This is a genomic window from Rhodococcus sp. NPDC079359 (genome assembly GCF_040702585.1).
Lineage (GTDB): Bacteria > Actinomycetota > Actinomycetes > Mycobacteriales > Mycobacteriaceae > Rhodococcoides.
Genome location: NZ_JBFBLH010000019.1, coordinates 31,134 through 43,222, shown reverse-complemented (window position 1 = coordinate 43,222; position 12,089 = coordinate 31,134). Strand labels below are relative to the sequence as shown.

Genomic DNA, 12,089 nt, shown 5'->3' with positions numbered 1-12,089 from the left:
TCCTCACATCGGACGTCGACGCTCAGAAAGGACTGGGGGCACCATGACTGTTCTCGACTCGATTCTCGACGGTGTGCGAGCCGACGTGGCCGCGCGTGAATCGGTGGTCGATTTCGCCGCCGTGAAAGCAGCAGCGAAAGCAGCCCCGGCCCCCCTCGACGCGGCAGCTGCCCTCCGTGAGGACGGCATCGGCGTCATCGCCGAAGTGAAGCGGGCGAGCCCGTCCAAGGGCGCGTTGGCAGACATCGGTGATCCGGCTGTTCTCGCTCGCGCATACGAGCAGGGCGGCGCTCGCATCATCAGCGTTCTCACCGAGGAGCGTCGGTTCCACGGTTCACTCGCGGACCTCGACGCGGTCCGTGCCGCCGTCTCGATTCCCGTGCTGCGCAAGGATTTCATCGTCGGTCCGTACCAGATCCACGAGGCTCGGGCCCACGGTGCCGATGTCATCCTGCTGATCGTCGCGGCACTGGAACAGGATGCGTTGACCTCGTTGCTCGACCGCACCGAGTCGCTGGGTATGACTGCGCTCGTCGAGGTGCACACCGAGGCCGAAGCGGATCGCGCCCTCGAAGCCGGTGCCAGCGTCATCGGTATCAACGCCCGCAATCTGAAGACGCTCGAGATCGACCGTGACAGCTTCGGCCGTATCGCGCCCGGGTTGCCCAGCGAGATCATCCGTATCGCGGAGTCCGGGGTGCGGGGCACTGCAGATCTGCTCGCCTACGCCGGTGCCGGTGCCGACGCGGTACTCGTCGGCGAGGGCTTGGTCACGGCAGGGGATCCACGCACGGCCGTCTCGGACCTGGTGACGGCGGGAACACATCCGTCGTGCCCCAAGCCCGCACGCTGACCCGAACGCGACCGACCCGGCACCCGACCCGAGCGCGGCTGCGGTCCGCCGTTGGGGCACACTGGACCGGTGAGCACCAGCAATTCTTCTTCCACCACGGACGCCCCGCAGGCAGTCCGTTTCAAGGGCGCTGATCTGCCGCAGAGCAGCATCGGCCTCACCGATCGCAGCGCGCACGAGCCCGATGTGGGTGGCCACTTCGGCGTCTACGGCGGCAGATTCGTGCCCGAGGCTCTGATGGGTGTGATCGAGGAAGTCACCGCCGAGTACGAGAAGGTGCGCAGCGACAACGAGTTCCTCGCTGAACTCGACCGACTGCAGCGCGACTACACCGGTCGCCCGTCACCGGTCTTCGAGGCGACACGGCTGTCCGAGCACGCAGGCGGCGCTCGTATTCTGCTCAAGCGAGAAGACCTCAACCACACCGGTTCTCACAAGATCAACAACGTTCTCGGCCAGGTTTTGCTCGCCAAGCGGATGGGCAAGACTCGTGTCATCGCGGAGACAGGTGCCGGTCAACACGGCGTCGCGACCGCCACGGCCTGTGCGCTGATGGGTCTCGACTGCGTCGTCTACATGGGCGAGGTCGACACCGAGCGCCAGGCCCTCAACGTCGCACGAATGCGTTTGCTCGGGTCGGAAGTCGTCGCAGTGAAGTCCGGTTCACGCACTCTCAAGGACGCGATCAACGAGGCGCTGCGCGACTGGGTCACCCACGCGGACAACACGTATTACTGCTTCGGCACTGTCGCCGGGCCGCACCCGTTCCCGGTCATGGTGCGCGACTTCCAACGCATCATCGGCCTCGAAGCGCGGCAGCAGGTGCTCGCGTCCACGGGCAGGCTGCCCGACGCCATCGCTGCCTGCGTCGGAGGTGGCTCCAACGCGATCGGCATCTTCCATGCCTTCATCGACGACGCCGACGTTCGACTGATCGGTTTCGAGGCGGCAGGTGACGGCGTCGAGACGGGTCGCCACGCCGCGACCATCAGCGGTGGAACCCCCGGAGCGCTGCACGGTGCGTACTCGTATCTGCTGCAGGACGAGGACGGTCAGACCGTCGATTCCCACTCCATCTCGGCGGGGTTGGACTACCCGGGCGTCGGTCCGGAGCATTCGTACCTGCACGACATCGGGCGCGCCGAGTACCGCGGCATCACCGATACCGAAGCCATGAACGCCTTCAAGCTGCTGTGCCGCACCGAGGGCATCATTCCGGCGATCGAGTCCTCGCATGCGATCGCCGGTGCATTGACACTCGGCAAGGAGCTGGGCGAAGGTGCGATCATCCTGGTCAACCTGTCCGGGCGTGGCGACAAGGACGTCGACACCGCGGCCGAATGGTTCGGGCTGATCGACGGAGACGGCGAAGCGAACGTGGACGACGAAGTGGGTATCAAGCCATGAGCAACAACGACTCTCGCCTCTCCGGGACCTTCGCGCAGTGCCGCGCCGAAGGGCGCGCAGCACTCGTCGGATACCTACCCGCGGGTTTTCCGACCGTGCCGCGCTCGGTCGAGGTGTTCAAGACCATGGTCGACGCCGGATGCGACCTTGTCGAGGTCGGTATTCCGTATTCCGATCCCGTGATGGACGGCCCCACGATTCAGGCCGCAGCCGACGTTGCGCTGCGAGCCGGTGCTCGGGTCAAGGACGTGTTCGCAGTGACCGAGCAGGTCTCTGCCGCGGGCGGAAAAGCGGTCGTCATGACCTACTGGAACCTGGTGCTCAAGTACGGCATCGAGAACTTCGCGCGGGATCTCGCAGGCGCGGGTGGGCTCGGAATCATCACTCCGGATCTCATTCCCGACGAGGCGCAGGAATGGATCGAGGTCTCGAACCGCTACGAACTCGACCGAATCTTCCTCGTCGCGCCGTCGTCGACCGAGGAGCGGCTCGTCAGCACCGTCGAAGCCAGTAGCGGCTTCGTCTACGCGGCCTCGACGATGGGCGTCACCGGAGCCCGCGACGCGGTGTCCTCGATGGCCCCCGCGCTCTCGGCGCGCATTCGTGAGCACTCCGACATCCCGATCGGTGTCGGCCTCGGTGTCCGTTCCGGTGCGCAGGCTGCCGAGATCGCCCGTTATGCCGACGCCGTGATCGTCGGTTCGGCATTGGTCAGTGCCGTGGACAAGGGACTCGACGCCGTGCGTGACCTGACGACGGAACTCGCCGAGGGTGTCCGTTCCGCTAACGTAGCGTCGTGACTTCGACCGCGATCCTGGCCTACATTCCCAGTCCGCCGCAGGGGGTGTGGCACGTCGGACCGTTGGCTCTGCGGGCCTACGCCCTGTTCATCATCATCGGCATCGTCGTTTCCGTGGTGTGGGGTGATCGGCGCTGGGTGGCCCGAGGCGGAACCAAGGGCACAGTCCTCGACGTCGCAGTCTGGGCCGTCCCGTTCGGGTTGCTGGGCGGGCGTCTGTACCACGTCGCAACCGACTGGAAGACCTACTTCGGTCCCGGCGGAAACCCGATCGAAGCGTTGTACGTCTGGAACGGCGGATTGGGAATCTGGGGAGCGGTGTTCCTCGGCGGCGTCGGTGCCTGGATCGCCTGCCGTCGACGCGGAATTCCGTTGCCGGCATTCGGTGACGCTGTCGGCCCACCGATTCTTCTCGCCCAGGCGATCGGCCGCATCGGTAACTACTTCAACCAGGAACTGTACGGCCGTGCCACCACTCAGCCGTGGGGTCTGGAGATCTACGAACGGGTCGACGCCAACGGACGGCTCGATCCACTCAACGGAGTCTCGACCGGTTTCGTGGAAAAAGTGGTGCATCCGACGTTCCTGTACGAGCTGTTGTGGAGCGTCGCGGTCGTAGTCCTTCTGGTTCTCGTGGACCGCAAGTACGCGATCGGCCACGGTCGACTGTTCGCGCTGTACGTTGCCGGATACTGCGCGGGGCGGTTCTGGGTGGAGCTCATGCGCGACGACTTCGCCACGACGATCGCTGGTATCCGCATCAACACCTTCACCTCCGCCATCATCTTCGTTCTGGCGGTCGCGTACTTCGTGATCGCCACCAAGGGCCGAGAAGAACCGGCGACGCTGAGGTCGAACGACGACGAGGATCGTGAGGTCTCCGAGGTCACCTCGTCGGATCCGACAGGCTCGCGCCCGACGCCGGTCGACGACACCACGGACGCGGGCACCGCCGACGTGCAGCCCGCTGGGAAGTCCGACAAGAAAGCCGAGGAAGAAGGCAGTACGCGTGGTTGATTTCGACAAGACCCCTGGACCCGAGCCCGAGCCGGGTTCCGGCACTGCCGATTCCAGCGACAACGCGACCGAGCCGACCGCGTCGTTCGGCACGCCGTTCGACTACGACGCCACTGCCGAAGCGTCGCTCTCGGAGCCTCCTGGAACCTCGGAGTCCGCGCCCTCGCACGGTCCGACCGGCCCCACGGGTCCGGGGTGGGACACGTACTCGGGTATCGGAAACGGGCCGGGTTGGTCCAGCACGCCGAGCTACCCGGCACCGAGTCCGGACGGCAGTACCGATAATCCGCTGGGTGGATTTCCGCCACCCCCCGGTTACCCGCAGCAGGGTTACGGCCAGCAGAGTTATCCGCAACAGGGGTATCCGCAACAGGGGTATCCGCAACAGGGCTATCCGCAACAGGGGTACGGCCAGCCACAGAATTTCGGTCAGCAGGGTTACCCACAGCCGGGTTATCAACAGCAGGGCTACCCACAGCAGGGGTACGGCCAGCAGGGTTTCCCGCAACAGAGCTACGGTCAGCAGGGCTATGGCGTACCCCCTGGCTACCAGGGCGGACCCGGGTTCGGTGTAGGCCCCGATGCGCCGTACGGGCGTGATCCGATGACCGGCGAGCCGCTGTCGGACAAGTCCAAGATCGTCGGCGGCCTGTTGCAGATATTTCTCGGCTGGTTGGGTGTCGGTCGCTTCTATCTCGGCAGTATCGGGATCGGTGTCGCCCAGCTGCTCCTGTTCTTCTTCGGGGTGCTGCTCACCGCAGTGTTCGGCCTCGGACTGATCGTGTTGTTCGGGCTGTTCGTCTGGCACCTCGTCGACGGCGTGCTGATACTGGTGGGCAATGTGACGGACCCTCAGGGGCGAAAACTGAGAGACTGAACCCTTGTTCGCACCGCATCCGCACAAGGGAGCCCGAAGTGAGTGACTCAGGTAAATGGCCGTCCAACGGTTCGCCGGAAGACGGATCCGGTTCGACGGAGCCGACGATCTCGTTCGAGAAGAACGCCCCTACAGGATCGGGTCCCGTCTACGGCGCACCCGACCCCAAGTACACGACCCCGAACCACGGCACCCCGAACACCCCTGGTGCCGGTGCCGGTGATCAGGGTCAGCAGTTCGGACCTCCGCCCGGCACCGGTTACCCACCGCCGTCCGAGGGTTCCGGCCAGTACGGTGCGCCGCCGCACTATGCGGACGGTCAGTACGGCGCTCCCCAGTACGGCGGTCCTCAGTACGGCGCTCCCCAATACGGTGGTCCCCAGTACGCGGGCGGGCCCGGATACATGGACCCGATGGCTCCGTACGGTCGGCACCCGGTCACCGGTGAGCCGTTCTCGGACAAGCAGAAGCTGACGGCAGGTCTGCTCGGCATCCTGTTGGGCGCGTTCGGAGCCGGGCGTTTCTATCTCAACCAGCCGGGCATCGCGGTGGCGCAGATAGCCGTCACGTGGCTCACCTGCGGTATCGGCGGAATCTGGCCGTTGATCGACGGCATCGTGATGCTCACCGGCAGCGTGCGTGATCAGCACGGTCGGCCGTTGCGCGACTGACGATCACATTCGTCACAGCCGACATTCGCGATTGCATCGATGCGAATGCCAGCTGCTACGATTTCGCCATCCGGGAGAGATCCCGGATTCTTTCGCGGGCCAGAGCTGTCCCGGTGAATTCCCGATAGGCAGTTCAACTCGGCTCATCCGACCGTTTCGGTCGATCCGAGCCGACCAGCCGACGGGGTTGCCGAGACTTCCGATGCAGGGTCGTAGACACTGCACCGCTTGCACGCACCCCACCGGCCTACGTGGAGGTGATCGTGGTGCTGTTTTCTCGGATGCCTGCGGAGCAAGGTCTGTACGACCCGAGCTCGGAGAAGGATTCCTGTGGCGTGGCGATGATCGCCGACATCGCGGGTCGCCGTTCCCACGCGATCGTCGCCGACGGGGTTCTGGCACTGGAGAACCTGGAACATCGCGGAGCTGCCGGTGCCGAGCCCAACAGCGGTGACGGCGCGGGCATTCTGATTCAGCTCCCTGTCGAACTCCTCGACTCCCTCGCGCCGTTCGACCTGCCCGCGCCCGGAGCCGACGGTGACAACACGTTCGCGGCCGGAGTGTGTTTTCTGCCGCAGGGCATCCGTGAGCGGGCCATCGCCGTCGAGCGCGTCGAATCCGTTGCGGCCGAGGAAGGTCTGGACATCCTGGGCTGGGTTCCGGTCGAGGTCGATCCCGATCGAGCCGATGTGGGCCTCACCGCCCTCGGCTGCATGCCGTACATGAGCTACCTCTACGTCACCGCTCCCGAGGTCGACGGCACACGTCCGGCCGGTCTGGCTCTCGACCGTCTCGTCTACGGATTGCGTAAGCGTTCCGAGCGGGTCACCCCCGAGATCGAGGCCGAGGGGTCGGGACTGTTCTTTCCGTCGTTGTCCTCGCGCACCATCGTCTACAAGGGCATGCTCACCACGATGCAGCTGCCGCTGTACTTTCCGGAACTGCGTAACCCGTTGTGCAAGAGCGCCATTGCCATCGTGCACAGTCGATTCTCGACCAACACGTTCCCGTCGTGGCCGCTGGCGCACCCGCATCGCTACGTCGCGCACAACGGCGAGATCAACACCGTCAAGGGCAACCGAAATCGGATGCGGGCTCGCGAAGCGCTGCTGTCGAGCGACCTGATCCCCGGCGACCTGGAGCGCTTGTTCCCGATCTGCAACCCCGATGCCTCGGACTCGGTGTCCTTGGACGAGGTGCTCGAACTACTGCACCTCGGCGGACGCAGCGTGCCGCACGTGGTGATGATGATGGTGCCCGAGCCGTGGGAGAACCACCGCACGATGGATCCGCGGGTGCGAGCGTTCTACCAGTTCCACTCGTCGATGATGGAGGCCTGGGACGGTCCGGCCTGCGTGACGTTCACCGACGGCAGTTATGTCGGAGCTGTGCTGGACCGCAACGGCCTTCGCCCCGGCCGCTGGTGGCAGACGGCGGACGGCCGTGTGATCCTCGCCAGTGAAGCAGGCGTGCTGGACGTTCCCCAATCCGAGGTCGTTGCCAAAGGTCGCCTCGAGCCAGGAAAGATGTTTCTGATCGACACCGTCGCCGGACGTCTCGTGCCGGACGAGGAGATCAAACTCCAACTGGCAACCGAACATCCGTACCAGGAGTGGCTGCACGCGGGCCTGCTCGAGATCAAGAGCCTGCCCGAGCGGGCTCACATCCAGTACAACCACGACTCGGTGGTGCGTCGGCAGGTCGCCTTCGGCTACACCGAGGAAGACCTACGCGTCGTGTTGACGCCGATGGCCGCATCCGGGGGCGAGCCGCTCGGATCGATGGGTACCGATACCCCGGCCGCGGTGATGTCGCAGCGGTCGCGTCAGCTCTACGACTACTTCATCGAACTGTTCGCACAGGTCACCAACCCGCCGCTGGACTCGATCCGCGAGGAGATCGTGACCTCGCTCGCGCGGGTGATGGGCCCGGAGCAGAACCTGCTCGAGCCCACTGCGGCGTCGTGCAGGCAGATCGTGTTGCCGTGGCCGGTGCTCGACAACGACGAGCTCAACAAGATAATCCACATCAACGACGACGGAGACCATCCGGGACTGTCGGCCACGGTGCTGCGTGGGCTGTACGAGGTGGAGCGCGGCGGCGAAGGTCTCGCGGAGGCCATCGAGGAGTTGCGGGCCCGGGCTTCGGAGGCGATCGCTGCGGGGTACACCACGCTGATCATCTCCGATCGCGATTCGGACCATACTCGGGCCCCGATCCCGTCCCTGCTGGCCACCTCGGCGGTGCACCATCACCTGGTTCGCACCAAGGAGCGCACCAAGATCGCGCTCGTCGTCGAATCCGGTGACGCGCGCGAGGTGCACCACCTGGCCCTGCTCATCGGCTTCGGTGCCGCAGCGGTCAACCCGTATCTGGCGATGGAGTCGATCGAGGATCTGGTCGGCGAGGGCGAACTGACCGGAGTCGAACCGACGATCGCGGTACGGAACTATCTGTACGGTCTCGGCAAGGGCGTACTCAAGGTGATGTCGAAGATGGGCATCTCGACCGTCGGGTCCTACACCGGCGCACAGGTTTTCGAGGCCGTCGGTCTCGATCGCGAGGTGGTGCGCGAGTACTTCAAGGGCACGGTCAGCAAGCTCGGTGGCGTCGGTCTCGACGTGCTCGCCGAGGAGGTCAAGCTGCGCCATCGTCGGGCGTACCCCGAGAATCCGACCGACCGCGTCCATCGCCGGCTGGAGATCGGCGGCGAGTATCAGTTCCGACGCGAGGGCGAGCTGCACCTGTTCACGCCCGAGACGGTGTTCCTGCTGCAGCATGCCACGCGCACCGGTCGATACGACGTGTTCCAGAAGTACACCGACGAGGTGGACCGGCTCGCTCGCGAAGGCGGTGCGCTGCGCGGTCTGTTCGAGTTCAAGGACGGCGTCCGGCCGCCGGTTCCGCTCGACGAGGTGGAATCGGTCGAGTCGATCGTCACGCGGTTCAACACCGGCGCGATGAGCTACGGATCCATCTCCGCCGAGGCGCACGAGACGATGGCCGTTGCGATGAACAATCTCGGCGGACGGTCCAACTCGGGGGAGGGCGGCGAGGACGTCGACCGGCTCTACGATCCGACGCGACGCAGTGCCGTCAAGCAGGTCGCCAGCGGTCGGTTCGGTGTCACCAGCGACTATCTGGTCAACGCCACGGACATTCAGATCAAGATGGCGCAGGGTGCCAAGCCGGGCGAGGGCGGTCAGCTGCCCGGGTACAAGGTGTATCCGTGGGTGGCCAAGACCCGACACTCGACGCCGGGTGTCGGCCTCATCTCGCCGCCCCCGCACCACGACATCTACTCGATCGAGGATCTCGCGCAGCTGATCCACGATCTGAAGAACGCCAACGAGAAGGCGCGCGTGCACGTCAAGCTCGTCAGTTCCGTCGGCGTCGGCACGGTGGCGACGGGCGTCAGCAAGGCACACGCCGACGTCGTTCTCATCTCCGGATACGACGGCGGAACCGGTGCTGCGCCGTTGACCTCGCTCAAGCATGCAGGCGCTCCGTGGGAGATCGGCCTCGCCGACGCCCAGCAGACGCTGGTGCTCAACGGGCTGCGTGATCGCATCACCGTGCAGTGCGACGGCGGCATGCGCACCGGACGCGACGTCATCGTTGCGGCATTGCTCGGCGCGGAGGAGTTCGGGTTCTCGACGGCCCCGCTGATCGTGGCGGGCTGCATCATGATGCGCGTCTGCCACCTGGACACCTGCCCGGTCGGTGTCGCCACCCAGAACCCGGAGCTGCGCAAGAGGTTCACCGGCAAGCCCGAGTTCCTCGAGGACTTCTTCAAGTTCATCGCCGAGGACGTGCGAAAGTACCTCGCGCAGCTCGGTTTCCGGAGTATCGATGAGGCGGTCGGTCACGCCGACGTGCTGGAGACGGCAGCCGGAGTGGCGCACTGGAAGAGCAAGGGACTCGATCTGACCCCGATCTTCGCGATGCCCGTCGACCGACACGGTGCCCCGATGACACAGCGTCGACGCCTCCGCGCGCAGGACCACGGTCTCGATCTCGCGCTGGACCGGACTCTGATCCAGTTGGCCGAGGGAGCGCTCGAAGACGCGCATCCGGTCAAGCTCGAGCTGCCGGTACGCAACGTCAATCGCACCGTCGGAACGCTGGTGGGGTCCGAGGTCACCCGGCGCTACGGCGCGGTCGGGTTGCCGGACGACACCATTCGCATCGCGTTCACCGGATCGGCCGGCCAGTCTCTCGGGGCTTTCCTGCCGCCGGGTATCACCATCGATCTGGTCGGTGACGCGAACGACTATGTCGGTAAGGGATTGTCGGGCGGCCGAATAGTCGTGCGCCCTGCCGACGACGCACCGTTCGTCGCAGAGGACAACGTGATCGCAGGAAACACGATTCTCTACGGTGCCACCTCGGGCGAGGTGTACCTGCGCGGTAAGGCAGGGGAGCGGTTCGCGGTCCGTAACTCGGGAGCGATCGCGGTGAACGAGGGCGTGGGCGACCACGCGTTCGAGTACATGACCGGCGGTCGCGTCGTGGTGCTCGGGCCGACCGGTCGCAACATGGCTGCGGGTATGTCCGGTGGCATCGCGTTCGTCCTCGGTCTCGATCCGGCGGACGTGAACATGGCGATGGTCGAACTGCAGGTGCCCAACCCGGACGATCTGGTGTGGCTGCGCGAGACCGTCGAGAATCACCGCCGGTGGACCGGTTCCACCGTCGCGACCTCGCTGCTGGCCGACTGGCCCCGCCGGTCTGCGTTGTTCACCAAAGTCATGCCCGTCGACTACCAGCGAGTGCTGGAGGCGACAAGAATGGCGCGTGCCGAAGGGCGCGACGTCGATGCTGCGATCATGGAGGCTGCACGTGGCTGATCCACAGGGATTTCTGAAAGTCGTCAAGCGTGAGGCTGCCAAGCGTCCGATCGGCGAGCGCGTCAAGGACTGGAACGAGGTGTACTCGCACCAGCCGACGAGCGAACGTGCCGCCGAGGTCTCCGATCAGGCGCGTCGCTGCATGGACTGCGGTATTCCGTTCTGCCACTCGGGGACTGCGGGTTGCCCGCTGGGAAATCTGATCCCCGAATGGAACGACCTGGTGCGCCGCGGCCGCTGGGATGCGGCCAGCGACCGACTGCACGCGACCAACAATTTTCCGGAGTTCACCGGGCGGGTCTGCCCGGCCCCGTGTGAATCGGCATGTGTGCTGTCGATCTCCGAGGCGGCCACCGGCGGAAGCGTGACGATCAAGCGGGTCGAGCAGACCATCGCGGACCTGGCCTGGGAAGACGGCAGCATCGTTCCGCAGCCGCCGACCATCACCACCGGCAAGCGGGTCGCCGTCGTCGGATCCGGTCCTGCGGGATTGGCTGCGGCGCAACAGCTCACGCGCGCCGGGCACGACGTCACCGTGTACGAGCGGGACGATCGTCTGGGCGGTCTGCTGCGCTACGGCATTCCCGAGTTCAAGCTCGAGAAGTCCGTGCTGGATCAGCGGCTCATGCAAATGCGGGCCGAGGGAACGCACTTCGTCACCGACTGCGAGGTCGGGATCGACTTCACCGTCGAGCAACTGCGTGAATCCTTCGACGCAGTCGTTCTCGCAGTCGGAGCTCTGCGGGCCCGTGACAACGCCGAGGTCATCGGTCGCGAACTCGACGGCATCCACCTGGCCATGGAGCATCTGGTGCCGTCGAACAAGGAATGTGAGGGCGACGGTCCCACGTCGATCTCCGCTGCGGACAAGCACGTGGTCATCATCGGCGGCGGCGACACCGGAGCCGACTGCCTGGGAACGGCGCACCGCCAAGGTGCCGCATCGGTCACTCAGCTCGACTACAACCCGGCTCTGCCCGGGGCTCGCGACGACAGTCTCTCGCCGTGGCCGTCGTGGCCGCTGGTGCTGCGCACCTCACCCGCGCACGCCGAGGGTGGCGTCGTGCGTCATCAGGTCGCGGTGCAGCGATTCCTCGGTGACGAGCGCGGGCACGTTCGTGCGATGGTGCTCGCCGAGGTGGAGGTGCAGCGCGACGCGGACGGTCGACGCATCGTCACGCCCATCGGGGAGGAGATCGAATTGCCCTGTGATCTGGCGTTGTTCGCGATCGGTTTCGAAGGTGTCGAGCACGGTCCGCTGTTGGACGAGTACGGCCTGGCGCTGACCAAGCGGGGTGCGCTCTCGTGTGGTCCCGACTGGCAGACCACGGCACCGGGCGTGTTCGTGTGCGGGGATGCGCATCGCGGTGCGTCGTTGGTCGTGTGGGCCATCGCGGAGGGTCGATCCGCGGCCCACGGAGTCGATGCGTTCCTCACCGGACACTCGGAATTGCCGTCGCCGGTACACCCGACCGCACTGCCTCTGGCAGTCGTGTGACTCCCGTCTCTGAACCGGTACAGACCGTCCCAGCAGCAGGGTAGTGCGGCTACCCGTCGGTAGTATTCGGGTGGATGCGTCTGCGATAGAGAACGCGGCGTCCAGCGGCTAGGCTCG

8 protein-coding genes are annotated in these 12,089 nt (G+C 65.7%); all 8 read left to right on the top strand.

Annotated features, from left to right (window positions below):
* The first annotated feature begins 43 nt into the window (after positions 1-43).
* The 8 genes from trpC to AB0362_RS25820 all read left to right on the top strand — a co-directional run bounded on the left by trpC (position 44) and on the right by AB0362_RS25820 (position 11,972).
* Entirely contained in the window at positions 44-853 is an 810-nt protein-coding gene (trpC, locus tag AB0362_RS25855; protein WP_037192691.1) for an indole-3-glycerol phosphate synthase TrpC, read from the top strand.
* A 135-nt stretch (positions 854-988) separates the two neighbouring features.
* Positions 989-2,260: a tryptophan synthase subunit beta gene (trpB, locus tag AB0362_RS25850; RefSeq protein ID WP_317784487.1), complete on the top strand. Its 1,272-nt coding sequence runs from the start codon at positions 989-991 to the stop codon at positions 2,258-2,260.
* Positions 2,257-3,060, top strand: coding sequence for a tryptophan synthase subunit alpha (gene trpA, locus AB0362_RS25845; protein WP_269593946.1), 804 nt, complete (start codon positions 2,257-2,259; stop codon positions 3,058-3,060). The genes trpB and trpA overlap by 4 nt, the downstream gene beginning before the upstream one ends.
* Entirely contained in the window at positions 3,057-4,076 is a 1,020-nt protein-coding gene (gene lgt / locus AB0362_RS25840; protein ID WP_366236287.1) for a prolipoprotein diacylglyceryl transferase, read from the top strand. The genes trpA and lgt overlap by 4 nt, the downstream gene beginning before the upstream one ends.
* Positions 4,069-4,953 carry a TM2 domain-containing protein gene (locus AB0362_RS25835; protein ID WP_317808978.1) on the top strand — a complete coding sequence of 295 codons (885 nt, stop codon included), beginning with the start codon at positions 4,069-4,071 and terminating at the stop codon, positions 4,951-4,953. The genes lgt and AB0362_RS25835 overlap by 8 nt, the downstream gene beginning before the upstream one ends.
* A 38-nt stretch (positions 4,954-4,991) precedes the next feature.
* Positions 4,992-5,624 (top strand): NINE protein, encoded by a 633-nt coding sequence (locus tag AB0362_RS25830; protein ID WP_317808979.1) that lies wholly within the window; start codon positions 4,992-4,994, stop codon positions 5,622-5,624.
* A gap of 266 nt (positions 5,625-5,890) precedes the next feature.
* Positions 5,891-10,474 carry a glutamate synthase large subunit gene (gene gltB, locus AB0362_RS25825; RefSeq protein WP_317809000.1) on the top strand — a complete coding sequence of 1,528 codons (4,584 nt, stop codon included), beginning with the start codon at positions 5,891-5,893 and terminating at the stop codon, positions 10,472-10,474.
* Positions 10,467-11,972 (top strand): glutamate synthase subunit beta, encoded by a 1,506-nt coding sequence (locus AB0362_RS25820; RefSeq protein ID WP_094640088.1) that lies wholly within the window; start codon positions 10,467-10,469, stop codon positions 11,970-11,972. Before gltB ends, AB0362_RS25820 begins: the two co-directional genes overlap by 8 nt.
* Positions 11,973-12,089: the final 117 nt, after the last annotated feature.

Bases quoted from the DNA above. Each gene is read 5' to 3' on its own strand.
- trpC (WP_037192691.1), top strand. From the start codon at position 44: ATGACTGTTCTCGACTCGATTCTCGACGGTGTGCGAGCCGACGTGGCC.
- trpA (WP_269593946.1), top strand. From the start codon at position 2,257: ATGAGCAACAACGACTCTCGCCTCTCCGGGACCTTCGCGCAGTGCCGC.